General features: G+C 71.2%; 23 protein-coding genes and 2 pseudogenes. 16 read left to right on the top strand and 9 right to left on the bottom strand.

From position 1 onward, the window contains the following. Positions 1-455 precede the first annotated feature (455 nt). The 4 genes and pseudogenes from ACLIYP_RS18565 (at position 456) to ACLIYP_RS18550 (ending at position 3,880) form a co-directional block, all read left to right on the top strand. Complete coding sequence (locus tag ACLIYP_RS18565; RefSeq protein ID WP_412714252.1) at positions 456-908, top strand: DUF7674 family protein; 453 nt, start codon at positions 456-458, stop codon at positions 906-908. A gap of 421 nt (positions 909-1,329) precedes the next feature. Then, the gene (locus tag ACLIYP_RS18560) at positions 1,330-1,851 is read left to right on the top strand and encodes an SMI1/KNR4 family protein (protein WP_412697265.1); all 522 of its coding nucleotides are present in this window, start codon (positions 1,330-1,332) and stop codon (positions 1,849-1,851) included. Between the two features lie 348 nt (positions 1,852-2,199). Then, positions 2,200-2,403 (top strand): annotated as a pseudogene (locus ACLIYP_RS18555) (RHS repeat-associated core domain-containing protein); the annotation flags it as partial. Positions 2,404-3,118: 715 nt separating this feature from the next. Next, positions 3,119-3,880 carry a hypothetical protein gene (locus ACLIYP_RS18550; RefSeq protein WP_412714251.1) on the top strand — a complete coding sequence of 254 codons (762 nt, stop codon included), beginning with the start codon at positions 3,119-3,121 and terminating at the stop codon, positions 3,878-3,880. 98 nt (positions 3,881-3,978) lie between these two features. Here ACLIYP_RS18550 and ACLIYP_RS18545 read toward each other — a convergent pair whose 3' ends face one another. Further along, positions 3,979-5,550, bottom strand: a complete 1,572-nt coding sequence (locus ACLIYP_RS18545; RefSeq protein ID WP_412714250.1) for an N-acetylmuramoyl-L-alanine amidase — start codon at positions 5,548-5,550, stop codon at positions 3,979-3,981. 925 nt (positions 5,551-6,475) lie between these two features. On the opposite strand from ACLIYP_RS18545, the gene ACLIYP_RS18540 reads away from it, so the two are divergent. Next, a complete protein-coding gene (locus tag ACLIYP_RS18540) occupies positions 6,476-6,880 on the top strand; it encodes a hypothetical protein (RefSeq protein ID WP_412714249.1) in 405 nt (134 codons plus the stop codon). A 69-nt stretch (positions 6,881-6,949) separates the two neighbouring features. On the opposite strand, the gene ACLIYP_RS18535 is transcribed toward ACLIYP_RS18540, so the two are convergent. From ACLIYP_RS18535 to ACLIYP_RS18525, 3 genes are all read right to left on the bottom strand, one after another. Beyond that, a complete protein-coding gene (locus ACLIYP_RS18535; RefSeq protein WP_412714248.1) occupies positions 6,950-8,302 on the bottom strand; it encodes an SGNH/GDSL hydrolase family protein in 1,353 nt (450 codons plus the stop codon). Between the two features lie 258 nt (positions 8,303-8,560). Continuing rightward, complete coding sequence (locus tag ACLIYP_RS18530; protein WP_412714247.1) at positions 8,561-9,274, bottom strand: type 1 glutamine amidotransferase; 714 nt, start codon at positions 9,272-9,274, stop codon at positions 8,561-8,563. 127 nt (positions 9,275-9,401) lie between these two features. Then, positions 9,402-10,220 carry a serine hydrolase domain-containing protein gene (locus ACLIYP_RS18525; RefSeq protein ID WP_412714246.1) on the bottom strand — a complete coding sequence of 273 codons (819 nt, stop codon included), beginning with the start codon at positions 10,218-10,220 and terminating at the stop codon, positions 9,402-9,404. A 110-nt stretch (positions 10,221-10,330) separates the two neighbouring features. On the opposite strand from ACLIYP_RS18525, the gene ACLIYP_RS18520 reads away from it, so the two are divergent. Both ACLIYP_RS18520 and ACLIYP_RS18515 read left to right on the top strand, forming a co-directional pair. Then, complete coding sequence (locus tag ACLIYP_RS18520) at positions 10,331-10,840, top strand: MerR family transcriptional regulator (protein ID WP_412714245.1); 510 nt, start codon at positions 10,331-10,333, stop codon at positions 10,838-10,840. Between the two features lie 8 nt (positions 10,841-10,848). After that, positions 10,849-11,874: an aldo/keto reductase gene (locus ACLIYP_RS18515; protein WP_412714244.1), complete on the top strand. Its 1,026-nt coding sequence runs from the start codon at positions 10,849-10,851 to the stop codon at positions 11,872-11,874. A 94-nt stretch (positions 11,875-11,968) separates the two neighbouring features. Here ACLIYP_RS18515 and ACLIYP_RS18510 read toward each other — a convergent pair whose 3' ends face one another. Both ACLIYP_RS18510 and ACLIYP_RS18505 read right to left on the bottom strand, forming a co-directional pair. Further along, a complete protein-coding gene (locus ACLIYP_RS18510) occupies positions 11,969-12,868 on the bottom strand; it encodes a DUF4429 domain-containing protein (RefSeq protein WP_412714243.1) in 900 nt (299 codons plus the stop codon). 291 nt (positions 12,869-13,159) lie between these two features. Continuing rightward, positions 13,160-13,822: a TetR/AcrR family transcriptional regulator gene (locus tag ACLIYP_RS18505; protein WP_412714242.1), complete on the bottom strand. Its 663-nt coding sequence runs from the start codon at positions 13,820-13,822 to the stop codon at positions 13,160-13,162. Between the two features lie 116 nt (positions 13,823-13,938). Here ACLIYP_RS18505 and ACLIYP_RS18500 point away from each other — a divergent pair, with 116 nt between their 5' ends. Both ACLIYP_RS18500 and ACLIYP_RS18495 read left to right on the top strand, forming a co-directional pair. Continuing rightward, positions 13,939-15,540, top strand: coding sequence for an MFS transporter (locus ACLIYP_RS18500; protein WP_412714241.1), 1,602 nt, complete (start codon positions 13,939-13,941; stop codon positions 15,538-15,540). Between the two features lie 142 nt (positions 15,541-15,682). Beyond that, positions 15,683-16,144: a peptidase inhibitor family I36 protein gene (locus ACLIYP_RS18495; RefSeq protein WP_412714240.1), complete on the top strand. Its 462-nt coding sequence runs from the start codon at positions 15,683-15,685 to the stop codon at positions 16,142-16,144. On the opposite strand, the gene ACLIYP_RS18490 is transcribed toward ACLIYP_RS18495, so the two are convergent. Beyond that, the gene (locus tag ACLIYP_RS18490; protein ID WP_412714239.1) at positions 16,125-16,937 is read right to left on the bottom strand and encodes a potassium channel family protein; all 813 of its coding nucleotides are present in this window, start codon (positions 16,935-16,937) and stop codon (positions 16,125-16,127) included. The genes ACLIYP_RS18495 and ACLIYP_RS18490 overlap by 20 nt on opposite strands. 59 nt (positions 16,938-16,996) lie before the next feature. Between ACLIYP_RS18490 and ACLIYP_RS18485 the strand changes: the two genes are divergently transcribed. After that, positions 16,997-17,287: a hypothetical protein gene (locus ACLIYP_RS18485; RefSeq protein WP_412714238.1), complete on the top strand. Its 291-nt coding sequence runs from the start codon at positions 16,997-16,999 to the stop codon at positions 17,285-17,287. Between the two features lie 104 nt (positions 17,288-17,391). On the opposite strand, the gene aceE is transcribed toward ACLIYP_RS18485, so the two are convergent. Next, positions 17,392-20,124, bottom strand: a complete 2,733-nt coding sequence (gene aceE / locus ACLIYP_RS18480; RefSeq protein WP_412714237.1) for a pyruvate dehydrogenase (acetyl-transferring), homodimeric type — start codon at positions 20,122-20,124, stop codon at positions 17,392-17,394. A 420-nt stretch (positions 20,125-20,544) separates the two neighbouring features. Here aceE and ACLIYP_RS18475 point away from each other — a divergent pair, with 420 nt between their 5' ends. The 6 genes from ACLIYP_RS18475 (at position 20,545) to ACLIYP_RS18450 (ending at position 25,114) form a co-directional block, all read left to right on the top strand. After that, positions 20,545-20,985: a DUF3052 domain-containing protein gene (locus ACLIYP_RS18475; RefSeq protein WP_093654740.1), complete on the top strand. Its 441-nt coding sequence runs from the start codon at positions 20,545-20,547 to the stop codon at positions 20,983-20,985. Between the two features lie 144 nt (positions 20,986-21,129). Beyond that, positions 21,130-21,588, top strand: coding sequence for a peroxiredoxin (locus ACLIYP_RS18470; RefSeq protein WP_410538695.1), 459 nt, complete (start codon positions 21,130-21,132; stop codon positions 21,586-21,588). Between the two features lie 104 nt (positions 21,589-21,692). Then, complete coding sequence (locus ACLIYP_RS18465; protein ID WP_093654744.1) at positions 21,693-22,268, top strand: TerD family protein; 576 nt, start codon at positions 21,693-21,695, stop codon at positions 22,266-22,268. A 143-nt stretch (positions 22,269-22,411) separates the two neighbouring features. Then, complete coding sequence (locus ACLIYP_RS18460) at positions 22,412-22,987, top strand: TerD family protein (RefSeq protein WP_412714236.1); 576 nt, start codon at positions 22,412-22,414, stop codon at positions 22,985-22,987. A 70-nt stretch (positions 22,988-23,057) separates the two neighbouring features. Further along, positions 23,058-24,221 carry a DUF475 domain-containing protein gene (locus ACLIYP_RS18455; protein WP_412714235.1) on the top strand — a complete coding sequence of 388 codons (1,164 nt, stop codon included), beginning with the start codon at positions 23,058-23,060 and terminating at the stop codon, positions 24,219-24,221. Between the two features lie 167 nt (positions 24,222-24,388). Next, entirely contained in the window at positions 24,389-25,114 is a 726-nt protein-coding gene (locus ACLIYP_RS18450) for a TerD family protein (RefSeq protein WP_412714253.1), read from the top strand. Between the two features lie 246 nt (positions 25,115-25,360). Here ACLIYP_RS18450 and ACLIYP_RS18445 read toward each other — a convergent pair. Beyond that, positions 25,361-25,568: pseudogene (locus tag ACLIYP_RS18445) on the bottom strand (TerD family protein); the annotation flags it as partial.

Genomic DNA, 25,568 nt, shown 5'->3' with positions numbered 1-25,568 from the left:
GAGCTCAAACAGCGCTGGCGCACGCTGCAGCATGTGACGGTCAGCCCCAGCCGGATCGGAGCCATCGCCCAGGCCGCCCTCGTCCTCAACAATGCATGGCACGAAAGGCGTTGAGAAAACCTCAGTGAAGGCAGCCGGAGACCGTATGTGGCGAGCGCCGTCAATGAAATCCATTACAGGTGCTCAATACGATGCCAATCCACATGGCGTGCCGCGGCTGAGGGGTGAACCCAAGCTCCCCAGGTTGTTGAATGGTATGGGGGTCGTGGGGGACGTCCTCTTCATATGGGAGGGCATAAGCTCCATCCTCCGTGGCGACCAGCCATGTGATCTAATTGGTAGCTGCCCCGTGCCGGAAGTTGCTTAGGGTGTGAGTGATCGCTGATGGAGCGCCCCTTCAGGAATAGAACTCGAAGGGGCGCTCCGCTGAGAGATTTTTGAGGAGGTGTGATTCCGTGGTGGGAAGCTCGCAGAATGGCGAGTCAAGGAGCTCGCGTCCCACGGAATCCGCGCTGGTGCGAGGATTGCTTTGGGAGTTCTTTCCGGAACAGCGACTGGAAATCCTCGCCCTGGAGGAAGAGGAGCGGGAGTACGCCCTCTCGAGTGGTTGCGACCCGGTGGAAGTCGGAGCTTATACGCTCACCAGCGAAGTCTTCGTCCAAGGGGTGCTGACGCCGCTCTTGGCCGCACCCCTGCTGCTGGACGAGGATGTCGCACATCGATGTGCTCGGTTTCTGGAGCACCTCCTGGGAAGTGGGAGGCCCTCCATCCGTGAGATGGTAAGTACTAGAGTTACCGACCACTTGCTGGGGTATCCGGAGAACTGGAAAAAATTCCGCAAGTATGTCGGCGAGTTTTTGCTTCGCGAAGTGAGGGAGAGGCAGCGGTATTACAAGGGGCCATTTTGAGGGATTTCGACGGTCCGGCCTGGGTGATGGCTCCGGCCCGGCTGGGACAGGCCTTCGTGTACCGTAGGGCGCGCCAGTGCTGTTTGAGCTCGGCAGCAGTTCGTTCGTCGATCGCGCGGACGCCGCGCAGTAGCCGGTTGTAGGCGCGGGTATCCGGCACGAGTGGTAAAGCGATGTCGGGGTGCGGACGGAACGGGGTGTGAATGCCCTTGCCGGCGCCGGTGTAGCCGACGTCGGCCAGTGCGGCAGCCCGGCGCGGGCCTCCGCGTGCAGGGCGGGCAGGGGGCGTGGATCCGAGCGGCACGCAGGTCGTGCTCGGCCGCCGCATACGGACCCCAGGGAAATATCGTGGACTCTTTCTCGTGCACGGCGGTCAACTTCCAGACCGGCATCGGCTCGAAGTGCTAGAAGGGGCACAGCGGTGGCTACTCTTTCAGAGATACAAACCCTGTTGGGTGAACCTCGGTTCAACTGGTCAGATCCGGCGCCGTGGATCGAGCTGGAGCAGGAACTCGGTATCGGATTTCCCGCGGACTTCCGTGAGATCGTGGACGCCTACGGTTCGATCGAGATCAACGGACAGTTGTATCTGAAGCATCCCGCCAGCCACCTTCTACACGATCTGGGAACGATGATCAGGAGGGATCTCGACCTCTGGCGTGACGAGGACATGGTGGAATTTCTGCCGAGTCCGGTAGGGGCGAACCCCGGCGAATTGGTGCCGGTGGCGACGGCCACGACGGGCGAGACGGTTTTCCTGTGCGTTCCCGACACCCCATCGTCGCCCTGGCGCGTGGTGGTCCAGGAGTTCGACAGTCCGGCCTGGACTCTCTATGAGATGACGTTCAGTGAGTGGTTGCTGGCTTATCTAAAGGGTAGGGACGTGACGTTGTGTTCTCGCAACCTCGCGTCTGACGGGCCGTTCTGGGAGTTCCTGCCCTGAGAGAACGCGGTGGCACCCCTTCAGGAAAGGGGCACCACCGCGTTCTCGATCCGAAGCTCGAAGGGTCCTGTTCGAAGACGCAGCGAACGTGCGGGCCGCCGAATATCCGCGCACGGTGTGCGGCTGGCGCTGGCGGCAGTGGAAGGAGCGGTGGTTCCCGGCGGCGAGCCGGTCCCGGGCCCGGCCGTGCAGAGGTACGCCGACGACCACTCGGCGTACCTATCCTCGACCACCACCTACACCTACGACGCCTTCGACCGCACGGTGACGGAGACCACCTTCGGTACCAGCGGCAAGACCAAGGCCTTCGTCTACCTGGCCATGGACGACCAGGTGCTGCGCGAGGAGGAGCCGTACAACGCCTACCGGTTCAACGGGCACCGCTGGGACGCCGCGTCGGGCACCTACGACATGGGTTTCCGCAACTACGACCCGGGTCTGAACCGGTTCCTGACGCGGGACCTGTACGGCGGGGCGCTGGCGGACATGGGCCTGGCCACCGATCCGTTCACCAACAACCGGTACGCCTTCGCCGGCGGCAACCCCATCTCCTTCGAGGCCGTGAAGGCGTGGCAGGTGGAGGCGGCGCGGCACGACTGGAGCGCTCTGCGGTGCGGGTGCGGTGAGACGGGCGCTCGTCTGCCTCGGACGTTCGACCGGCTGATGTCGGCCCGGGCACCGGGGGAGGTGACGGAGTGCTTGCTGAGCGGTCATCTGGAGGAGCAGTCGATGCTCTTCCGGGTCGCCCCGTCGGCGGTCCCGGTGATCCTGGCGGTGTTGGCCGAGGAGCCGCCGCGATTCGTGCGTGGGCATCTGCTGAGTGTCCTGGGCTATCTGGTGGCCGGGGAGTCGCACCGCAGTGAGGCGGAGGCCGGGTTCCCGGACCTGGCGGAGGAGTGCCGCAGGGCCGCCGGTGAAGGGCTGTGGGTGCTCTACCGGGAGGCGGCCTCGGGGGACGCGGAGGCGGTGCTGGATGTGCTGGAGTTCGCCGATCCGGACCAGCGGCGGTTCCACCACTTCCGCTCCGCCCTGGAGCGGTGCACGGGGGAGCGCCGCTCCTGAACCGGGCACTGAACCGGGCGGGCGGGGCGCGCGAGCGTGGCCGCTTGTCCGGTCCGCCGGCGGTGTGACAGCGTGTGCCGACCGTGGAGCACGGGGCGACGGATGTTCCGCCGGGCGGCGGCCGGTGATCGTACGGGGCCGCCTCGGCGTTGGATCCCCGCGTGTGCGCGAGACGGTGAAAAGGCAACGGGAGATGGGAAGTTCGGTGGGGAAGAGCAGAGTCCTCCTGGTGGCCGCGGCGGTGGCGCCGCTGCTGGCGCTCACGGCGGCGTGCGGTGGTTCGGGCGACGCCTCCGGCAAGGACGCGGAGAAGCAGCCCGGGAGCGGGAGCAGCGCGTCGCCGGAGGCGGGGGAGCAGGACGGGAAGGCCGCGGGGCCGGTCCTCGACGAGGCGGCGCTGAAGAAGGCGCTGCTCGCCGACGGCGAGGTGAAGGGCTATCAGGTAGCCGCCGCCGACCAGGAGCCGCTGACGCCGGAGGCGGACCGGGCCGAGTGCCGGCCGCTGGCCGATCTGACCGCCTACGGCACCGGACGTACGCCCCGGGCGCGGGCGTTCGCCTCCCAGGGGTTCGCCGGGTCGGGGCAGGAGACGGCCGGGCGGATCGTGTCGGTGTCGCTGCTGTCCTACGACGGCGACGGCGCGGCCCGTACGGTGGAGGGCGTGCGGTCGGCGATCGAGGCGTGCGGCGACGGTTTCACCACCTCGGGCAACAACGGCGGGGAGACGATCCGCTACACGGCCGTGGAGGAGATCGAGGCGCCCGAGAGCGGTGACGAGGCGGTCGCGGTGAAACTGGTGGGCGAGGCGGAGGGCACCGAGGTGCCGATGCACTTCGCGCTGGTGCGTTCCGGGGCGTCGCTGGCGCAGTTCATGAGCCTGAACATCAAGTCGCCGTCGGGCGCTTCGATGCCGCGGGACATCGTCACCGCGCAGGTGGACAAGCTCGCCGGGGCCGCGGCCGGCTGACGGAGCGGTAAGTGAGGGACCGGCCGCCCCGGTGTGCGGGGCGGCCGGTCCCGGCCCTGTTCCTGGTTCCGGTTCCGTTGTTCGGGCGCGGGGGTGGGTCAGGAGGACGCGGCGGCCTTGGTGCGGATGGCCGGGAGCTGCGAGTAGAGGTTCGCCCCCGGGCACAGGGTCGCGTAGCCGTCGCGGTGGCCGGAGATCCGGTACAGCGTCGCCCGCTCGCCCTTCTTCCAGACGCCGGTGTCGGCGGCCGCGGTGAGCGTCACCTTGCCGGCCGGGTCCGCGCCGTACAGGCCGAGCTTCCAGCCGGAGATCCGGGCGATGGCGTCCAGCGCGGCCTGGGTGGGCCGGCCGCCGTCCTCGTAGTTGCCGAGCAGGGAGACACCCGCGGAGTAGCCGTTGAAGCCGTAGGTGTGGGCGCCCTGGACGGCCTTGTCGACACCGCCCGCGCGGCCCTCGAAGATCGTGCCGCACTTGTCGACGAAGAAGTTGTAGCCGACGTCGTTCCAGCCGTTGGTCTTGACGTGGTACGTGAGGATGCCGCGGATGATCGAGGCCGACTGGGCGCAGGTGTAGTCGTTCGTGCCGGCGGTGTGGTGGACGAAGACGGCGTCCACCCGGCTCAGGTAGGAGGGCGGGTCCTCGACCAGCGACTCGTCGGCGCCCCACTGGGCGCGGCTGACGATCCGCGGTGCCTGCGTCCCGGACGGCGAGGGGGCCGGGGCGGTGGTGGACGGCTCACCGGTGGGTTCGGTGCTGGGCCCGGTCGTGGGGCTCCGGGTGGGTTCGGTGGGGGGTTCCGGGCTCGGCTCCCCGGTGGGGGCCGGTTCGGTGGAGGGTTCCGGGCTCGGCTCTCCGGTGGGTTCGGTGGAGGGCTCGCCGGAAGGTTCCCCGGTGGGTTCGGTGGAGGGTTCGCCGGTGGGCTCGGTGGAGGGTCCCGGGCTCGGCTCCCCGGTCGGTTCCCCGGTGGGGGCCTGAGTGGTGGGCTGCTGCGAGGGCTCCGGGCCGGGCTCGGGATCCTCCGTGGCGGGGGCGGAGGCGGACGGCTCCGTGGAGGGCTCGCCCTGACTGGGATCCGGCTCCGGCTCCGGTTCCGTCGAGGGCTGCTGCGACGGCTCCTGCGAGTTCCCGCCCCCGCTCATGTCGCCGACCTTGCGCCAGCCCTTCCCGATGTCCTCGCCCAGGATGCCGGGGTCGATCATCACCAGGCGGAGTCCGCCGGGCAGTTCGGCCGACTCCCCACCGTCCGCCATGACCCGGGCCTCGACTCCGTCGGACGTACCGACCCACAGGGGCTCGGAGGCCCCGCGCACTCCGCTGTCGTCGCCCTCGTCGGTCTCCGGCGGCCGTATGTCGAGGTCGAGGTCCTGCCACCGCGTCCACTGTCCGGTCTCCGCGCTGCGGGTGCGGATCTGGGCGGTGCCGTCGAGTTCGGCCTCCGGGTCCTCCCAGGAGACGCCGAGCATGGAGAAGGGCCGGGTGTCCTTGCGCGGCACCGAGCGCTTCCCCGGATCGCCGCCCTGGAACGTCTCGGTGTAGGCGGCCACGGGCCGCATCCTCTCGCCCCGGGCCTGTTCGTCCGAAGTGCCCGAGGTGGTGGTGACGGCGACCGTCGTCACCACCGATCCCCCGAGCACGACGGAGCCGACCGCCAGCCAGGTCCGGCGCTTCATGCCCGCCGGCCTGCGGCTGCGGCCTCTGTTCGATCCCACGTGTTCCAAACCCCCTCTGGAAGATCCCGGTGCGTCCGCCGGCCGCCGTTCTGTCTCCGCCTGTTCGGCGGCCGGCGGTTTCGCGCCCGGACGCGGACAGTGGGCGGGCACGGCCGTACGAGCGGCACGGGCCGCGCGCGGCGACTCGTCGTACGCGCCGGGGTGCTGTGGACGCCGGCGGTTCCCGCCCCCCGCGGCCCGCCCTGCCGTCCCCGAGGCGCGGTGACGGGCCCCGGTCCGAGGCGGCGGCGCCGCGACCGGTACGTACGGCAGGCCGGGGCGCGGCCGGCCGTCCACTGTCGGACGGGCCGGTTATACCCCAGAGGATCACCGTGCGTCACTCGTGGTGACAAAGGCCGGAAAAGGGTGCGAAGCGGTGTGGTGGGGAGAGGCGGGGGCAGACGGCCGCCGGTTCCGGTGCGGGCGGCGGCCGCCGCCCGCACCGGAACCGGGCCGGACGGGGAAGCCCGCTGCCATCAGGGAGTTCGCGGGATCCGGTACCGGGGGCCGAGGTGGGCCCGGCGGACGGGACGAGGTTCCGCATGGCCGCCCGGGGGAGCGGAGCCCCGACGCCGCCAGGACTCCGCCGGGCCTTGTGTACGGCTGAAGTTCACGCGGAATTCCTCTGGGTGCGAAGGTGGCGCGGCCCTCTGCCCCGGCCCGGCGCCGAAAGGCTTCGCTGACACCGTGTAAACGTGAATACCGCCACACCGCGAGGGCGTGACCAGGCGGTATGCGGCGGCGCTTGGTGAGGGGGAGGGGGATGGGCCCCTCCCTCGGGCGGCGTCCGGCGTACCGCTGCCCGGTGCCGAGCCGAACGCGAGGGGAGACGCTCATGGGCACGGAGACCGCGGCGAGACCCACGGCCGGAAGGATGCGCGGGCATGTGGCGGAGTTCGTCACGGACCTGACGTCGGGGAGGGCCGGGCATCGACTGCCCCTGGACTACTCCGTGGACAGCCTGCGCATCGTGGACGCGGTCGTCGAGGGAATGCGCCGCCAGGGTGCGGAGCCCGCCGGACGTGTGGCGGAGGTCCTGTTCGGTCTGGGCGGATACCTGGGGGAGGTGATGGTCCGGCAGGCCGGGGCGGTGTGGGTGGACTTCGACACCGGGCAACGCGAGCGGTTCGGGCAGCCGGTGGGCGTGCGGATGCCCGACGGGCGCGTGTGGAACCCGCTGGGCAGGGTGGCCAACCGCTTCGCGTACGGCTCGCGGGAGTCGGTGCGGACGTTCTTCCTGCTGCTGCACGGCCGGGACCGGCCCGGCGAGACCGGCTCCGGCGCCGCCTGACGGTTCCGGCCCGTCCACGGCCGCACGCGGCGGCCGTGGACGGGCCGGGAGCCGGTGGAACCGGCCGGGTCAGCGGAACAGGCGCCCGGGTACGGCGGCGGCCAGCCGGCCGTAACCGGCGGGGTTCAGGTGGAGCCAGTCGCCGTCGTGGAGGTCGGGGCGGAGCCGCTCGGGGTCGGCGGGGTCGCGGACGGCGCGGTCGAAGTCGACGACGGCGTCGAAGCGGCCGCTGGTGCGGATCCAGTCGTTGACCTTCCGCCGGGCGCTCTCGCGGTGCCCGGCCGGGTCGTCGTACATCTCGTTGCCGCCGAAGGGCAGCAGCGTCGCGCCGTGGACCTCGATGCCGTGGGCGTGGGCGCGGGTGACGATCTGCTCGTAGGCGGCGATCAGGTCGGCCGCGACCCGCTCCTGCGCGGCCTCGGTGGCCGCCGCGGTGCCGATGTCGTTGACGCCCTCGAAGACGATCAGCGACTCCACCCCGGTCTGCGCCAGCACGTCGCGGTCCAGCCGGGCCAGGACGTTGGGGCCCAGTCCGTCGTCGAGGACGCGGTTGCCGCCGGCGGCCTGGTTGAGGACGGCGAGGCGGGCGGTGCCGCGGCGGGCCTGGAGCCGGTCGAACCACTGGTCCGTCCAGCGGTCGTTGCCGTTGGTGGTGGAGCCGCGGCCGTCGGTCAGGGAGTCGCCCAGGACGGCGACCGCCCGGGTGGACTTCGCCGACCACGCCTCGACGCCGCTGAGGAAGTACCAGTGGTTCGTCGCCGTCGCGCCCGGCAGGTCCTCGGCCGCGACGTGGTCGCCGCGCAGGAGGTGGGAGGTGGTCCGCGAGCCGGGGTGGGAGGTGATGTCGTTCGACGCCTGGCCGTCGGCCAGGTAGAGGGTGACGGCGAGGTTGGTCCCCGCGGCCACCCTCATGTCCACCGGGTCGGAGACGACCTGGGCTCCGACGGGGACGAGGGCCGAGGGCCTGCCGCTGAAGGTCAGCGGGCGGGAGGTGCCCGGACGTATCGCGTCGGTCCCGGCCTTCCCGCCCTCGGGGAAGGCCACGGAGGCGGCGGTGATGGGCAGGCCGGCACCGCCGAAGGCGTTGGAGAAGCGCAGCCGGATCCTGTCGCCGCCGACCGTGACGCGGACGGTCTGCCGCAGCGTGGTGTCGTCCATGACCAGCCCGTCCTCGGTGAAGGGGGCGGGCGGCATGTTGTGGGGCTCGGTGAGCTGCGGCATCGACGTCCAGGTGTTCACCCAGCGCCGTGCCGCTCCGCGGGCGTCCCGCGACGCGGAGTCGGCGGAGGCGTGTGTGCCGGTGCGGTCCCCGGTGCCGGGGGCTCCGGTGTCCAGTGCGCCGGTGGCCTGGGAGGTCAGAAGAACGGTCGCCGCCAGGGCTCCCGCGGTGAGCAGGCTCGTCAGGGACGATCTCCGTCTCATGGACTGTCCGACCTCCAGGGTCCGTCGCCGTCCGGTGGGCGTGAGCGACCCTAATCGGCGCGGGCGGAAAGACAAGAGGAATTCGTGAACTCGCCTGATTAATTTGCTCGGTGAGGCCGCGCGGAGCGTCACGGCGGTGGCGGCGGGTACGCCGGCCCGCCCGGCAGGCCCCGGTCGGGAGGGTGCGAGCGGGCTCCGACGGCGGGGAGAGCGTTTGCGGCCGTGTCCGCGACTTGGCCCGGCGGAGGCCGTACCGGCTCAGCCGCCGCGTACGAGCGAGGCGAAGCGGAGGGCGACCGTGCGCCACACCTCGGCCGACGCGGGCTCGTCGGCCTCCGCCCGGCGTACGGTCTCGGCGGGATCGAAGCCCAGGCGCCGCAGCCGCTCCGGATCCCACGCCCGCACCTGCGCGGCCGTCGCCTCGGGGTGGAACTGCGTGCCCCACGCCCGGCCGCCCACGGCGAACGCCTGGTACGGGCACCGCTCGCTCCGCGCCAGCCACCGTGCGCCGGGCGGGAGTTCGGTGATGGCGTCGACATGGTTCTCGATCGCGGCGGTGCGCTCGGGCAGGCCGTGGAAGAGCGGATCGTCCGCCGCCTCGGGCCGCAGTGCCAGCGGTGTGCTGCCGATCTCCGGCTCGCCGTGCTCCCCCGCGACCGCACCGCCCGCGACCCGGGCCAGCATCTGGCCGCCCAGGCAGATGCCGAACACCGGGACGCCGCCGTCCAGCGCCTCGGCGACCAGGGAACGGGTGGAGGCGAGCCAGGGGGCGCGCGCGTCGTCGTCCGGCAGGTAACCGCCGCCGAGGACCAGCAGGCCCCGGTGGCCGTCCAGCCGGGCGGGCAGCGGCTCGCCGTCGTACGCGCGGACGACGTCCAGCGCCAGGCCGCCCTCGGCCAGCCAGGCGCCGAACCGGCCCGGCCCGCCGTTCGGGGTGTGCTGCACCGTCAGGACGCTCGGCCGCCCGCCCACTTGCCGCTCCTTCCCGTACCGAACCGTGTCGGCCTGCATCGAACCGTGTCGGCCCGCATCGAACCGTGTCGGCCCGCGCCGCCGGGGCCGGTCCGTACCGCCGGGGCCGGTCCGCGTACCCCGTGCCTCAGTTCCCCCGGAGCTCGGCCAGCACCGCGTCGGTGAACGCAGGCCACGCCTCGATCGCCCAGGGGCCGAACGCCCGGTCCGCCAGGGCCGCACAGGCGGCGCCCGCGTCCGGGTCCACCCACAGGAACGTACCGGCCTGCCCGAAGTGGCCGAAGGTGCGCGGGGAGGAGGAGGCGCCCGTCCAGTGCGGGGACTTGCCGTCGCGGATCTCGAAGCCCAGGCCCCAGTCGTTGGGCTTCTGGTTGCCGTAACCGGGCAGGACGCCGGGGAGGCCGGGGAAGGCCACGGACGTGGCCTCGGCGACGGTGCGCGGGTCCAGCAGGCGCGGCGCCTGGAGTTCGGCGGCGAAGCGGACCAGATCGGCCAGGGTGGAGACGCCGTCCTTGGCCGGGGAGCCCGGCAGGTCGGTGGCGGCCATGCCCAGGGGGACGAGGACGGCTTGGCGCAGGTACTCGGGGAAGGGGATGCCGGTCGCCTTGGCGATGTGGTCGCCGAGCACCTCGAAGCCGGTGTTGGAGTAGATCCGGCGGGTGCCCGCGGCGGCCATCGTGCGGTGCTCGTCGAAGGCCAGGCCGGAGGTGTGGGCGAGCAGGTGCCGCACCGTCGAGCCCTCGGGGCCGGCCGGCTCGTCCAGCTCGATCGCGCCCTCCTCGACGGCGACCAGCGCCGCGTACGCGGCCAGCGGCTTGGTGACCGAGGCGAGCGCGAAGCGGTGATCGGCGGGGCCGTGCGTTCCGGCCACCGTGCCGTCGGCGCGTACGACGGCCGCGGCCGCCGTCGTGACCGGCCAGTTCTCGATCGTGCGCAGGCTGTCCATGCTCCCGAGCCTAACGTGGGGTGCCGCGGGCGGACGTGGCGGGACGTGGCGGGGGTTCGCCCTCGTTATTCGCTTGCCTGGAGCGCACTCGAACTCCGTAGCGTTCCCCCATGACCGTGACGCAGACGCAGGTGCAGACGGGGACGGACACGTACACGGACACGGACGCCGGTGGGGAGGCCGGGGAGCTGCCGGCGGACGTGTGCGCGACGGCCGACGTGCCCCATCCGCGGCCGGACGGGCGGGACCGCTACACGATCAGCGAGGTCGCCTCGATCACCGGTCTGAGCGCCCACACGCTGCGCTGGTACGAACGGATCGGGCTGATGCCGCACATCGACCGCTCGCACACCGGGCAGCGCCGCTTCACCAACCGGGACCTGGACTGGCTGTCCTTCGTCGGAAAGCTGCGCCTGACGGGAATGCCGGTGGCGGACATGGTGCGCTACGCGGAACTGGTGCGCGCGGGCGACCACACCTTCGAGGAGCGGCAGGAGCTGCTGCGCGCGACCCGCGAGGACGTCAGGCGCAGGATCGACGAGCTGCGGGGCACGCTGGCGGTCCTCGACTGCAAGATCGACTTCTATGCGGACGCCCGGCGGGCGTCGGAGAGGTTCTGAGGAACCGGATGAGCGGTGGGAAGACCGAACGGATCGCCACGGCGCGGCTCGGCGCGGACGGCCCCGAGGTGGGCGTCCAGGGGCTGGGCTGCATGGGCATGAGCTTCGCCTACGGGCCGACGGACGCCGACGGGGCCCGCGCCGCCCTCGAGCGGGCCCTGGAACTGGGCGTCACGCTCTACGACACCGCCGACCTGTACGGCTTCGGCGAGAACGAGAGGTTCATCGCGCCCTTCGTGAGGGCGCACCGGGACGAGGTGGTGGTGGCCACCAAGTTCGGCGTCGTCATGGACCCGGCGGACCCGGCGAAGCGCGGCATCCGCAACGACGCCGCCTACATCAGGCGGTGCGCCGAGGGCAGCCTGGAGCGGCTCGGGGTCGACGTCATCGACCTGTACTACATGCACCGCCGCGACACGCGCGTACCGATCGAGGAGACCGTCGGCACCATGGCCGAGCTGGTGGCCGAGGGCAAGGTCAGGCGACTCGGGCTGAGCGAGGTGACCGGCGGCGAACTGCGCGCGGCGCACGCGGTGCACCCGATCGCGGCGGTCCAGTCCGAGTGGTCGGTCTTCAGCCGCGACGTGGAGCGCACCGCGGTGCCCGCCGCGAAGGAGCTGGGCGTCGCCTTCGTGCCCTACTCCCCGCTGGGACGCGGCTTCCTGGCCGGCTCGTTCACCGACGCGGCCCGGGAGTTGGGCGACGACGACTTCCGGCGCACGATGCCGCGCTTCACCGGGGAGAACGCGGCGGCCAACGCCGCCCTGCGGGAGCCGCTGCACGCGATCGCGAAGGCGCGCGGGATCACGTCCGGGCAGGTCGCCCTGGCGTGGGTGCAGCAGCGGGCGGCGGTGCACGGGCTGCCGGTCGTCCCGATCCCCGGCACGCGCCGGCGCGACAGGGTGGAGGAGAACACCGCGGCCACCCGCGTCGAGCTGACGGCGGACGAGCTGGCCGCGCTGGAGCCGATCGCCGGCCGCGTGGCCGGCGGGCGCTACGCCGACCTGGGGTTCACCTCGGCGGGGCGGGAGTAGGGCAGCGGCCCGTCGCATCTCACTGCCTGTCGCACCTCACTGCCTGTCGCACCTCACGGTTCGGCGCAGTCCACCGTTCGGCACGGTCGGCGGCTCACAGCTCGGCGAGGAGTTCGGCCTTCTTCGCGCTGAACTCCTCGTCGGTGAGCAGCCCGGCCCCGTGCAGCTCGCCCAGGTGCCGGATGCGGTCGGCGATGTCGGCGGGGGCGGGCCGGACCGTGGCGACCGGGTCCGCCGTGCGGATGGCGGGAGCCGCCGCCGTCTCCAGGACCGGTGCGGGCTCGGCCGCCCGTACCGCCTCCAGCACCGCGGCCGCCAGCGGCAGCGACTCGTGCACCAGGCCGTAGCCCAGGCCGAAGACGACGGCGGCCGGGTCCTGGTCGGCCTCCGGGCGTTCCCGGTCCTCCTCCTCGCCGCGGCGGACCAGCCGCAGATGGCCGCCCACGACCTCCGGCGAACGCCATCGGACGCCCCGCAACTCGCCGACCGGGAACGACTGGTCGCCCGCCTTCCACTTCGCCGATGAGGCCCCGGTCCAGAACCAGCGGAAGGACACCGCCCGGCCGTCGAAGGAGACCTTGCCGTCGTACGCCTTGAACTGCAGCGGAGCGGCGGGCGCGGCGACCAGGTGGCGGTCGGCCGGCTCCTGCGCCCGGGGGCCGAGGACGGAGGTCAGCTCGCTGACCCAGGCGGCGGCCAGGGGCTCGTGCTCGGCGGGGAGCACCAGGCGGTACGGGTCGCTGGTCTCCCTGAGCTGCCCGGCGGCGGCCTCCATCAGCGGATCGGCGCCCGGGCGCGGCTCGGCGCGCAGCACGACCGTGCCCCGTCTGGTGCCGGGGGCCAGTTCGGCAGACCTCAGCGCCTCGTAGGGGACGCGCCGCTCACCGAGCACGTGGAACAGCTTCGGAGTGCGGATGCCCCGTTCGAAGCGGATGAGCACGGAGTCGGTGTCGAACTCCCAGGAGGAGTTAATTCCGGCCAGCACGTCACCCATACGGGTCATCGTATGCGTCGGTGCCCCGGTCTTCCTCCCCAGCCGCGCCGCACGCGTCACACCTCGTCCACCCGTCGGCAGCCGTCCGTACCGACGGCCGTCATGTCGGCCGGGCGGCGGTGGCGTACGCGGGGCGCACGGGGCGTACACGGGGAGCGCCGGGTGAGGAGGCGGCCGTCACCGCCGTGCCGCTTCGGGGACGCCTGGTGGGAGATCTCCGCCGGGCGCCCCGCCCGCGTTCCGGAGGCGTGGACCCACCCGAGGGGGTGAACCGCGGTGGGGCGTCCGGTATCACCCCCGGCGCGCGGGAGTGTCCTCCCCGCTTCCGCCGGCGGGCCGCCAGTCCCCCGCCAGGGCGGGGCCGAGCCGGTCGAGGTGCTCCTGGAAGACCCTGCGCGCGCCTTCCACGGTGATGTCCCGGCCTGCGGCCCAGCGGCGTCCCGCGAGCTGGAGCACACCGGCGAAGGCGGCGACCAGTACCCGCGGCCGCGGATCGTGCTCGGGATCGACTCCGGCACGGCGGGCGATCTCGGCCGCGAGCCGCTCCTCCTGCTCCGTGGAGTGCCGCAGATGGGCCGCCACCAGGGCGGGGGTCGTCTCGATGACCTGCCACATCCTCATGTAGACCTCGAGCGGTACGACCTCCTGGATGGCGTCGCCGATGCGGTTCCAGGCGGTGCCGAGCGCGTTGCCCAGGACCTGCAGGGGCGCCTCGTCGGCGGGACGCTCCCGGACGGCGGTGAAGAACCGCTCCTCCACCGTCCGCAGGAGGGCGAAGGCGACCTCCTCCTTGCTGGAGAAGTAGCGGAAGAACGTCCGCTGGGAGACGTCCACGGCGGTGGCGATCTCGTCGATCGTGGTGCGCTCGTATCCCTGGGCGACGAACAGTTCGTGCGCCGTGCGGACCAGCGCGTCCCGGGTGCGCTGCTTCTTGCGTTCGCGCAGTCCGGCCACCCGGCCACCTCCTGCCGTCTCGAAAGGTGCCGGTCACCCTACCTGTGAGCTGGGCTTAAGCCGCCCGGTACATAATCGCTTCGAAAGTGTCAGTCGCTGACACTAGGCTCCCGGCCATGACTTCCAACACCGTCTCCGCCACCCCCGGCGCATCGGAGTCGGACACGGCGCCCGGCCGTGCCGGACTGCGCGGCCACCCCTGGCTGACCCTTCTCGCCGTCGCGCTCGGCGTGGTGATGGTCACCCTGGACGGCACCATCGTCGCCATCGCCAACCCGGCCATCCAGCAGGACCTCGGCGCCTCGCTCGCCGACGTCCAGTGGATCACCAACGGCTATCTGCTCGCCCTGGCCGTCGCGCTGATCACCGCCGGAAAACTCGGGGACCGCTTCGGCCACCGCCAGACCTTCCTCACCGGCATCGTCGGCTTCGCAGCCACCTCCGGCGCCATCGGACTGTCCGAGGGCGTCACGATGGTCATCGCCTTCCGGGTGCTCCAGGGACTGTTCGGCGCCCTGCTGATGCCCGCCGCCCTGGGCCTGCTGCGCGCCACCTTCCCGGCCGAGAAGCTCAACATGGCGATCGGTATCTGGGGCGCGGTGATCGGCGCCTCCACCGCGGCCGGGCCGATCGTCGGCGGCCTGCTGGTGGAGCACGTGAACTGGGAGTCGGTCTTCTTCGTCAACGTCCCCGTGGGGCTGCTGGCCGTGCTCCTGTGCCTGGCGATCCTGGTGGACCACCGGGCGGAGAACGCCCCCGGATCCTTCGACTTCCCCGGCGTCGTCCTGCTGTCGGGCGCGATGTTCTTCCTGGTGTGGGCCATCATCAAGGCGCCCGAGTGGGGGTGGGGCGACAACGCGACGGTGTGGTGCCTGGTGATCGCGGTACTCACCCTCCTGGCCTTCCTGGTCTGGGAGAGCATGTCGGGCGAACCCCTGCTGCCGCTGCGGCTGTTCCGCTCCGTCCCGCTCTCGGCGGGCACCGTGCTGATGGTCCTGATGGCCTTCGGCTTCATGGGCGGCCTCTTCTTCGTCACCTTCTACCTCCAGAACGTCCACGGGATGAGCCCGGTGGACAGCGGACTCCACCTGCTGCCGCTGACCGCGATGATGATCGTCGCCTCGCCCGCCGCCGGAGGGCTGATCACCAAGGTCGGCCCGCGACTCCCGATGGTCGGCGCGATGCTGGTCACCGCGGTCGCGATGTTCGGCCTGTCCACCCTGGAACGGGGGACCGGCACCCTCGAGATGTCGCTGTGGTTCGGCCTCCTCGGTCTCGGCCTCGCCCCGGTGATGGTGGGCGCCACCGAGGTCATCGTGGGCAACGCCCCGCTGGAGCACGCCGGGGTCGCCGGCGGTCTCCAGCAGGCCGCCATGCAGGTCGGCGGAAGTCTCGGCACGGCCGTCCTGGGCGCTGTGATGGCTTCCCGGGTGCACGAGACCCTGCCCGGGAAGTGGGCCGAGGCCCAGCTCCCCCCGCTGCCGCCGCAGGACGCCGAACGACTGGGGAAGGCCGCCGAACTGGGCATCGCCCCGCCCGCTCCCGGCGGCACCCCGGCGCCGGCGGCCGAGGCCATGGCCCGGGTGGTGCACGACTCCTTCCTCTCCGGCATGGGACTGGCCTTCACCCTCGCCGGGATCGTGGCCGTCCTGGCCGCGGGCGTCGCGCTGTTCACCAAGGGCGGCCAGCATGGCACGGCCCCCTCGGTGCATGTCTGACGCGGCGGAAAGCTGTGGACAACCGGGTGGTTGTGGACAACTCCGTTACCCGTCCCGGTGAAACGGCCGGTCTGCGCTTGGCAGGCCGGCCGGCCCGTGTCGAAGCTGATCGCACAACGACCGACACGGGGGAGAGACCCACATGCGTCACGTACACCGCGCCAACCGCATCCACCTCAACCGCGTCCGCACCCTCGGTGTCCGCGGCCGCAGGGCCCGCCGGGCCGCGCTGGCCGCGGTCCTGGCCGCGGCCGCCGCGGTGCTCACGGCGCTGACGCCGCAGACGGCGGTGTCGGCGGTGTCGGCGGCAGCGCCGGCACCGCGACTGGGGGAGTGCGCGGCCGGGGAGCTGTGCCTGTGGGAGCGTGCGGACTTCAAGGGGCCGCGCCGCACCCATGAACTGGCGGACACCGACATCGAGAGCTGCGTGCCGCTGCCACAGGGCGCCTCGGCCGCCTCGCTCGCCAACCGCACCGGGCGGCCCGTCACGGCCTACCAGAGCGCGGAGTGCGCCGAGACCGGCGAGTTCGACACCTATCCGTCGGGCAGCTGGTCGCCGCGGACGGACTACCGGGTGCGGGCCGTCAAGATCTGGGAGAGCTGACGTGGCCCGCCCCGTCCGTCAGCGCCCCGTCCCCGTTCCCGTACCCACCCGGGCCCGTGAGCCCGCCCCGCAGCTCCGCGACCTCAGCCCGCAGGGCGCGTACCTCGGCCGTCAGCTCCTCGATCGCCGCCGTCTGCTGCCGCTCGACGGCGTCCTCCTCGTCGAACCGGGCGATGAACCAGGCGGCGATGTTGGCGGTGACCACACCGAGCAGAGCGATTCCGGAGAGCATCAGCCCAATGGCCAGCAGCCGGCCCAGGCCGGTGGTCGGCGCCAGGTCGCCGTAGCCCACCGTGGTCATGGTGGTGAAGGACCACCACACGGCGTCACCGAGCGTCCTGATGTTGCCGTCCGGGGAGTTCCGCTCGACCTCCAGCACGGCCAGCGAGCCGAACACCAGCAGTCCCAGGCACGAGCCGGCCACATAGGTGGTCACCCGCACCCGGGAGGCCATCCGGGCCCGCTGCCCCACCAGCAGCAGCGCGGAGACCAGGCGCAGCAGCCGCAGCGGCTGGAGCAGGGGGAGCAGTACCGCCAGCAGCGCGAGCGGCTGGCTGCGCACGAAGGCCCACCGCCGCGGGGCCAGCCGGAGCCGTACCGCGTAGTCCAGTGCGAACGCCGCCCAGACCCCCCACTCCACAGCCCTGCACGCCTCCGGCACCCACGGAGCGAGGTCCGTGCGCACGATCGGCACCGCGTAGGCGACGGCGAAGAGGACCGACAACAGCAGCAGTGGTCCCTGCGTCCGGCGCTCCCAGCGTTCCTTGGCCCGTATGTCCGCCATGCCCGGCATCGTACGGGGGTCCCGGGGTATCCGAAGCCACAGCCGGTCCGACGACCCTGGGAGGGAAGATGACGGGCACGCGGTACTTCGAAGGCAAACGGCGCGGCGGCGGGGATCTCACCGGGGACGAGCGGTCGACGTTCGGTGTCATCGGCGCGGTCTGCGCGGTTCTCGGGCTCTTCGTGATGGGGTTCGTGCTCGGCCCCATCGCGATGGTCTGCGGCTGGCTCGCCATGGGGCGCCGCTGGAACACCCGGTCGAAGGCGGCGGTGGTGGCCGTGGTCCTGGGCGCGCTGGACACCGTCTTCGGCCTGATATGGCTCTTCGCCGCCTCCGGCTCATGGGGGCTGTGGGCGTGACGGCGCGCTGAGTGTGACGTGCCTCGGCCCCGGCCTGGAAGCCGGGGCCGAGGCACGTCACGCGGCAGGTCGGCGGAAACCGCGGCCGGAGCCGCGGCCGGGGATCAGGCGTCCCCGCCCGCCGGGCCCGGGTCGGCGGCGGCCACATCGAGCAGCCGGTACCGGTCGATGGCCTGCTTGAGCACCGAGCGGTCCACCTTCCCCTCCCCGGCCAGCTCGGTGAGCACGCCCAGGACGATCGACTCGGCGTCGATGTGGAAGAAGCGCCGCGCCGCGCCGCGGGTGTCGGCGAAACCGAAACCGTCCGCGCCCAGCGACTGGTAGCGGTTCGGCACCCAGCGGGCGATCTGGTCGGGCACCGAGCGCATCCAGTCCGAGACGGCCAGCACCGGGCCCTCGGTCCCCTGGAGCTTGCGGGTCACGTACGGCACGCCCTGCTCCTCCTCCGGGTGCAGCAGGTTGTGCTCCTCGATCGAGACGGCCTCGCGGCGCAGCTCGTTCCACGAGGTCGCCGACCAGACGTCCGCCCGGACGTCCCAGTCCTCGGCGAGGATGCGCTGTGCCTCCACGGCCCACGGCACCGCCACGCCGGAGGCGAGGATCTGCGCCGGGATCGACCCGGCCTCACCCTGCCGGTACCGGTACAGCCCCTTGACGATGCCCTCGGCGTCCACGCCCTCGGGCTCAGCGGGCTGCCTGATCGGCTCGTTGTAGACGGTCAGGTAGTAGAAGACGTCCTCGGCGTTCTCGCCGTACATGCGCCGCAGGCCGTCCCGCACGATGTGGGCGATCTCGAAGCCGAAGGCCGGGTCGTAGGCGACGCAGGCCGGGTTGGTCGAGGCCAGGAGCTGGGAGTGGCCGTCGGCGTGCTGCAGACCCTCGCCGGTCAGCGTGGTGCGGCCGGCCGTCGCGCCGAGCACGAAGCCGCGCGCGAGCTGGTCGGCCATCTGCCAGAACTGGTCGCCGGTGCGCTGGAACCCGAACATCGAGTAGAAGACGTAGACCGGGATCAGCGGCTCACCGTGGGTGGCGTAGGCCGAGCCCGCGGCGATCAGCGAGGCCGTGCACCCGGCCTCGGAGATGCCGTCGTGCAGCATCTGGCCGTTGGGGGACTCCTTGTACGCCAGCAGCAGCTCGCGGTCCACCGACTCGTAGGTCTGGCCCAGCGGGTTGTAGATCTTGGCCGACGGGAAGAACGAGTCCATTCCGAAGGTGCGGTACTCGTCGGGGGCGATCAGCACGAACCGCTTGCCGATCTCCTTGTCCCGCATCAGGTCCTTCAGCAGCCGCACGAACGCCATCGTGCTGGCGACCTGCTGCTGGCCGGAGCCCTTCTTCACCGTGGCGTAGGTCTTGTCGCCCGGCAGCACCAGCGGCTTGGAGCGGTCCACGCGCCGGGGCGTGAAGCCGTCCAGCTCGCGCCGCCGGTCGTGCATGTACTGGATCTCCTCCGACTCCCGCCCCGGGTGGTAGTAGGGGGGCAGGCCGGACTCCAGCTCCTTGTCGGCGATCGGCAGGTGCAGCCGGTCGCGGAAGCGCTTGAGGTCCTCGACCGTCAGCTTCTTCATCTGGTGGGTGGCGTTGCGGCCCTCGAAGTTCGGGCCGAGCGTCCAGCCCTTGACCGTCTGCGCCAGGATCACCGTCGGCTGGCCCCTGTGCTCCCGGGCCGCCTTGTAGGCCGCGTACACCTTGCGGTGGTCGTGACCGCCGCGTCCCAGGTGCAGGATCTGCTCGTCGGTCATGTTCTCGACCATCTTCCGCAGCCGGTGGTCGCCGCCGAAGAAGTGCTCGCGGATGTACGCGCCGGTCTCGGTGGCGTACGTCTGGAACTGGCCGTCGGGGGTGGTGTTCAGCTTGTTGACCAGCACACCGTCGCGGTCCTGTGCCAGCAGCGGGTCCCAGGAGCGGTCCCAGATGACCTTGATCACGTTCCAGCCGGCGCCGCGGAAGGCCGACTCCAGCTCCTGGATGATCTTGCCGTTGCCGCGTACCGGGCCGTCGAGCCGCTGGAGGTTGCAGTTGACCACGAAGGTCAGGTTGTCCAGGCCCTCGCGGGCGGCCAGGGAGAGCTGCCCCAGGGACTCGGGCTCGTCCATCTCGCCGTCGCCCAGGAAGGCCCACACGTGGCAGTTGGAGGTGTCGGCGATCCCGCGCGCCTGCATGTAGCGGTTCATCCGGGCCTGGTAGATCGCCCCGATCGGACCGAGCCCCATGGAGACGGTCGGGAACTCCCAGAAGTCCGGCATCGACCGCGGGTGCGGGTAGCTGGACAGACCGTCGGGCGCCTTCGACTTCTCCTGGCGGAACCCGTCGAGCTGCGCCTCGGTGAGCCGGTCCAGCATGAAGGCGCGGGCGTAGATGCCGGGGGAGGCGTGGCCCTGGAAGAAGATCTGGTCGCCGCCGTCACCGCCGTCCTTGCCGCGGAAGAAGTGGTTGAAGCCCACGTCGTACAGCGAGGCCGAGGAGGCGAAGGTGGCGATGTGGCCGCCCACCCCGATGCCCGGCCGCTGAGCGCGCGAGACCATCACGGCCGCGTTCCAGCGGGTCGCGTTGAGGATCTTGCGTTCGATCTCCTCGTTGCCGGGGAAGAACGGCTCGTCCTTGGTCGCGATGGTGTTGACGTAGTCCGTGCTGCGCATCTCCGGCACGGCCACACGCTTCTCGCGGGCGCGCTCGATGAGGCGGAGCATCAGGTAGCGGGCACGTTCCCGGCCCCGCTCGTCGACGGCGGCGTCGAGCGAGTCGAGCCATTCCCGGGTCTCCTCGGGATCGAAGTCCGGGACCTGGCTGGGAAGGCCACCAATGATGATCGGGTTGCGATCGGATCCGGAAGCCACGCTGTTCCTTCGCTGTTCGGTCTTGCTCTGCTGGGATGTCGCGCCGTCTCCCATCGTGTACCGCTGGGGCGGATACGTCATCTCTACCGAGGGGTAACCCCACTCCGTGAGACGCCCGGGTGCCCGGGCCGGTGCGGCCGGGGCGTGAGTCGGCCGAACGGCAACCCTACGCCCAAGAGGGCCGCGGTCCACGCACGGCCGTTCGACCCTGGTCTTATTCGCCATTGATTGGGGCAAAATAGGCGTACGGGTGTGCCGTGCGCCACAGCGGTTCAGGTGGTGTGGGGCGACACGTCAACGTTTGGGCGGGATCAGCGGCCGGGTACTTGCGCGATCGGTCCGGCCCGTGTGGACTACGCCCAATGCTCCGCGCGCCCGCGCGGGCACCAGCTACTTTCGAAAGATGACAGGAGGCAATCCGTGAGCGCGACCGCGGACCACGCGGAGGAGCGGACCAACCCCGCCGCGAGGCTGGGTTTCCAGCCCGGGCAGGTGGTCCAGGAGCTCGGTTACGACGACGACGCCGAGCAGGCCCTCCGCGAGGGAATCGAGGCCATCACGGGCCAGGAACTCGTCGACGAGGACTACGACGACATGGCCGACGCCGTGGTGCTGTGGTTCCGCGAGGATGACGGCGACCTGACGGACGCGCTGGTGGACGCCATCACGTTGGTCGAGGACGGTGCCCCGGTGTGGCTGATGACGCCGAAGACCGGGCGGCCCGGGTACGTCGAGCCGAGCGAGATCGGCGAGGCGGCCCAGACCGCCGGCCTGGCCCAGACCAGCACCGTCAACGCCGGCAAGGACTGGACCGGCAACCGCCTGGTCACCCCGAAGACCGCCCGCACCGGCAAGCGGTGACCCACCACTGACCCCTCCCGGCCTCCCGAGGGCCGGGCCGAGCCCCCGTACGGCGCCCGCCGTACGGGGGCTCGGCGCTTTTCGGGGGCCTCGGGGCCCTGCGTAGGGTGGGGGCCGTCACCTACACCGAAGGGAAACGCGTCCATGGCGATCGAGGTGGGCAACAAGGCCCCGGAGTTCGAGCTGAGGAACCAGCACGGCGAGACCGTGCGGCTCGCGGACTTCAAGGGGGAGAAGAACGTCGTCCTGCTCTTCTACCCCTTCGCCTTCACCGGGGTGTGCACCGGCGAGCTGTGCGCCCTGCGCGACGAGCTGCCCCGTTTCGTCAACGACGACGTCCAGCTCCTGGCCGTCTCGTGCGACTCCCCGTTCACGCTGCGCGTCTTCGCGGAGCAGGAGGGGCTCGACTACCCGCTGCTGTCGGACTTCTGGCCGCACGGCGACACCGCGCGCGAGTACGGCGTCTTCGACGAGGAGAAGGGGTGCGCGGTGCGCGGGACCTTCATCATCGACAAGGAGGGCGTGGTGCGCTGGACGGTGGTCAACGCGCTGCCCGACGCACGCGATCTGAACGAGTACGCGAAGGCCCTCGAAAGCCTGTAGAGCCCTGCGAACGCCGGGAACCGATCACTAGGATCGGCTCGTTATCGAACGGCATCCACGCAACGGGGGCACATCGTGCTCCTCATGACCAACCGGGAGGACTCGTGGGAGTCAGCCTCAGCAAGGGCGGCAACGTCTCGCTGACCAAGGAAGCCCCCAACCTGACCGCCGTGATCGTCGGTCTCGGCTGGGACGCCCGCACCACCACGGGCACGGACTTCGACCTGGACGCCAGCGCGCTGCTGACGAACGCCGAGGGGAAGGTCGTCTCCGACCAGCACTTCGTCTTCTTCAACAACCTCACCAGCCCCGACGGCTCCGTGGAGCACACCGGCGACAACCTCACCGGTGAGGGCGAGGGCGACGACGAGGTCATCAAGGTGAACCTCGCGGGGGTGCCCGCGGAGGTCGCCAAGATCGTCTTCCCGGTGTCGATCTACGAGGCCGAGACCCGCCAGCAGAGCTTCGGCCAGGTCCGCAACGCCTACATCCGCGTGGTCAACCAGGCCGACAACAAGGAGCTGGCGCGCTACGACCTGAGCGAGGACGCCTCCACCGAGACCGCCATGGTCTTCGGCGAGCTCTACCGCCACGGCGCGGAGTGGAAATTCCGGGCCATCGGCCAGGGTTATGCCTCAGGGCTGCGCGGCATCGCGCAGGACTTCGGGGTGAACGTCTGAGACCTGTCGGTCACCTCCTGCCGCCGATCGGTTCCACCCGATCCCGGCAGTCTCCGGCGCCGCAGACTTCCGTGTCCGGGAGGTATGCGGCGCCGGGTGTTCCGGGAACACTGGGCGCATCGCATCGGGAGAGGATCAGCAACATGGGCGTCACGCTTGCCAAGGGGGGCAATGTCTCCCTCTCCAAGGCCGCACCGAACCTGACCCAGGTCCAGATCGGTCTGGGCTGGAAGGCCCGCTCCACCACGGGCGCGGACTTCGACCTGGACGCCAGCGCGCTGCTGTGCGCGGGCGGCCGGGTGCTCGGTGACGAGTACTTCGTCTTCTACAACAACCTCAAGAGTCCCGAGGGATCGGTCGAGCACACGGGCGACGAGCTGGTCGGCGGCACGGGCGGGGACGACGAGACGATCCTGGTGGACCTCACCCAGGTGCCCCAGCAGGTCGACAAGGTGGTCTTCGCGGTGTCGATCTACGACGCCGAAACGCGGCGGCAGAGCTTCGGCCAGGTCACCGACGCGTACATCCGCGTGGTGAACCAGTCCGACGGCAACGAGCTGGCGCGCTACGACCTCACCGAGGACGCCTCCTCCGAGACGGCGATGATCTTCGGGGAGCTCTACCGGTACGGGGGCGAGTGGAAGTTCCGGGCCGTCGGCCAGGGGTACGCGTCGGGGCTCCGGGGCATCGCCCTAGACTTCGGAGTAAACGTTTCGTAAAACAGGCCGCGCAGCGGCTCCACCACCCACGGTGTGGGGGGATTCCCACCGAGAGAAGATTGGGTAATCAGTGGTTCTAAGGACATTCGGCTGGTCCTTCGGCGTCACCGCCGCAGGGCTCGTCACCGCCTTCTTGTTCGGGGGGTGGGAGGCGTTCGCCCTGGTGGGGATCCTCTCCATCCTGGAGATCTCGCTGTCCTTCGACAACGCCGTCGTCAACGCCGGCGTGTTGAAGAAGATGAACGAGTTCTGGCAGAAGATCTTCCTCACCATCGGCATCCTCATCGCCGTGTTCGGCATGCGCCTGGTGTTCCCCATCGTGATCGTCTCCGTCTCGGCCCAGCTCGGGCCGATCGAGGCTGTCGACCTGGCGCTCAACGACCAGGAGCGGTACGAGCAGCTGGTCACCGACGCCCACCCGTCGATCGCGGCCTTCGGCGGCATGTTCCTGCTGATGATCTTCCTCAACTTCCTCTTCGACGAGGAACGCGACATCCACTGGCTCAAGGTGATCGAGCGCCCGCTGGCCCGCTTCGGGCAGGTCGAGGGTCTCGCGGTGGTCGTCGCCCTGATCGTCCTGCTGATCTCGGGATCCGTTCTGGGCACCCAAGCCGTGCTCTACGACGGGCACGCCGACGAGTCCGCGACGGTCTACCTCGCGGGCATCGCGGGCCTGCTCACCTATCTCATCGTCAACGGCCTCTCCAGCCACTTCGAGAACAAGATCGAAGAGGACGAGGAGCAGGAGCACGAGGCCGAGGAGGCCGCCCGGCGCGCGGGCAAGCAGGCCCCGGTCGTCCTGCTCGCCGGCAAGGCCGCGTTCTTCATGTTCCTCTACCTGGAGGTCCTGGACGCGTCCTTCTCCTTCGACGGCGTCATCGGCGCCTTCGCCATCACCAACGACCCGGTCGTCATCGCGCTCGGCCTGGGCATCGGCGCGATGTACGTCCGTTCCCTGACCGTCTACCTGGTCCGCCAGGGGACGCTGGACGAGTACCGCTACCTGGAGCACGGCGCCCACTATGCCATCGGCGCCCTGGGCATCCTGCTGCTGATCACCATCAGGTGGCACGTCAACGAGGTCATCACCGGCCTCATCGGCGTCGCGCTGATCGGTACCGCCTTCTGGACCTCCCTGCGGCACAACCGCAGGGACGCCCTGCAGGGCGGGGAGAAGGGCGGAGGCGAGGGCGGCAGCCCGGCGCAGAAGCCGGAAGTGCCCTCGGGCGTGTGACGGCGGCCCGATTGCGGAACGCTCTGTGCGGGGGCGGCCACGAGACGTCTCGTGGCCGCCCCCGCGGCGTGACGCCGCAGACACGGTCATGGCACGGTCATGGGACGGTCCGCTCGGAGTGGGGGTAGGAAGTCATGGTCTCCCTGTGGGAGAACTGGCGCAGTGGCATGCGCAGGGGTCCGAAGTTCGACACGGTCGGCGGCTCGACGACGTACGCGGTCGAGCTGACCAGGCGGCACTCGGCGATCTCGCTCACCCGGCAGGGCGCCGACAGCGGTCATCTGCAGATCAACCTCTCCTGGCGGATGCGCTCGTCCGACTTCGGCGGACGGCCGCGGCGCGGCGGCCTGCTGCGCAACCCGCTCCAGGCGTTCAAGCCCGAGCCGGTGCAGGGGCACACCCAGGGCATGGTGACGGTCGACCTCGACCTGGCCTGCATGTACGAGCTGAAGGACGGCTCCAAGGGCGTCGTCCAGCCGCTCGGCGGACTGCTGGGGGAGATCAACGCACCGCCGTACGTCAAGCTCAGCGGAGACGACCGGTTCGGCGGCTCGTCGGGCGAGACCATCTACGTCAACCTCGACCACAAGGACGAGATCAAGCGGCTGCTGGTCTTCGTCTACATCTACGACGGAACCCCGGCGTTCGACCGCACCCACGCCGTGGTGTCGCTGATCCCCAGCAACGGCCCGCGCATCGAGATCGGCCTCGACGAACGCGCCCCCGAGGCCCGTTCCTGCGCGGTGGTGCTGATCGAGAACGACAGCAAGGGACACCTGGTGGTCCGCCGGGAGGTGCGCTACGTCTACGGCTTCCAGTCGGAGCTCGACCGGCTCTACGGCTGGGGCCTGCAGTGGGGTCGCGGCTACAAGAAGAAGGCGGGCCGGGCGTGACCCGCGGCCGGGCCCGTGCGCTCCCGCGCGGGCCCGGAGCGGCCCGCGCGGGCAGGTGCGCCGGCCGGCGCGGCCAGGCCCTGTCCGGCAGATCCCGCCTGCTCCGCGGTGTCCGGAACGCCCGCTCGCTGCGTTGCCGATCGTCGGCGCGGCACGCTGCGCTCTCCTCCTGCGCCCTGCGATCGCACGCACCGGACACCGCGGAGCCCGCCCTTCGGGCGGACAGCGCTGTTTGCCGGACAGGGCCTAACGGCCCACGAACTGCGGCCCCTGCGGCGGCAGGGTGAAGGCCGGATCGGGCGTGCCGGGCCGGTGGGCCGGGGGCCGGGCCGGCGGCGGTGGCACATGCGGATAGCCGTACGCGGGCTGCGCCGGGGGGACCCCCGTCGCGGGCTGGGGCGCGTGGGGCTGCGGGTAGCCGTAGCCGTGGCCGGGCCCCGGGGGCGGCCCGGCC

The organism is Streptomyces nanhaiensis, from assembly GCF_046614825.1.
GTDB lineage: Bacteria > Actinomycetota > Actinomycetes > Streptomycetales > Streptomycetaceae > Streptomyces > Streptomyces radiopugnans.
Note: the sequence above shows the minus strand (reverse complement) of the source record. Positions and strands in the feature narration are given on the sequence as shown.

Bases quoted from the DNA above. Each gene is read 5' to 3' on its own strand.
- ACLIYP_RS18490 (WP_412714239.1), bottom strand. From the start codon at position 16,937: ATGCCGGGCATGGCGGACATACGGGCCAAGGAACGCTGGGAGCGCCGG.
- ACLIYP_RS18535 (WP_412714248.1), bottom strand. From the start codon at position 8,302: ATGAGACGGAGATCGTCCCTGACGAGCCTGCTCACCGCGGGAGCCCTG.
- ACLIYP_RS18460 (WP_412714236.1), top strand. From the start codon at position 22,412: ATGGGCGTCACGCTTGCCAAGGGGGGCAATGTCTCCCTCTCCAAGGCC.
- ACLIYP_RS18500 (WP_412714241.1), top strand. From the start codon at position 13,939: ATGACTTCCAACACCGTCTCCGCCACCCCCGGCGCATCGGAGTCGGAC.
- ACLIYP_RS18510 (WP_412714243.1), bottom strand. From the start codon at position 12,868: ATGGGTGACGTGCTGGCCGGAATTAACTCCTCCTGGGAGTTCGACACC.
- ACLIYP_RS18525 (WP_412714246.1), bottom strand. From the start codon at position 10,220: ATGGACAGCCTGCGCACGATCGAGAACTGGCCGGTCACGACGGCGGCC.
- ACLIYP_RS18470 (WP_410538695.1), top strand. From the start codon at position 21,130: ATGGCGATCGAGGTGGGCAACAAGGCCCCGGAGTTCGAGCTGAGGAAC.
- ACLIYP_RS18495 (WP_412714240.1), top strand. From the start codon at position 15,683: ATGCGTCACGTACACCGCGCCAACCGCATCCACCTCAACCGCGTCCGC.
- ACLIYP_RS18520 (WP_412714245.1), top strand. From the start codon at position 10,331: ATGACCGTGACGCAGACGCAGGTGCAGACGGGGACGGACACGTACACG.
- ACLIYP_RS18515 (WP_412714244.1), top strand. From the start codon at position 10,849: ATGAGCGGTGGGAAGACCGAACGGATCGCCACGGCGCGGCTCGGCGCG.
- ACLIYP_RS18450 (WP_412714253.1), top strand. From the start codon at position 24,389: ATGCGCAGGGGTCCGAAGTTCGACACGGTCGGCGGCTCGACGACGTAC.
- ACLIYP_RS18485 (WP_412714238.1), top strand. From the start codon at position 16,997: ATGACGGGCACGCGGTACTTCGAAGGCAAACGGCGCGGCGGCGGGGAT.
- ACLIYP_RS18545 (WP_412714250.1), bottom strand. From the start codon at position 5,550: ATGAAGCGCCGGACCTGGCTGGCGGTCGGCTCCGTCGTGCTCGGGGGA.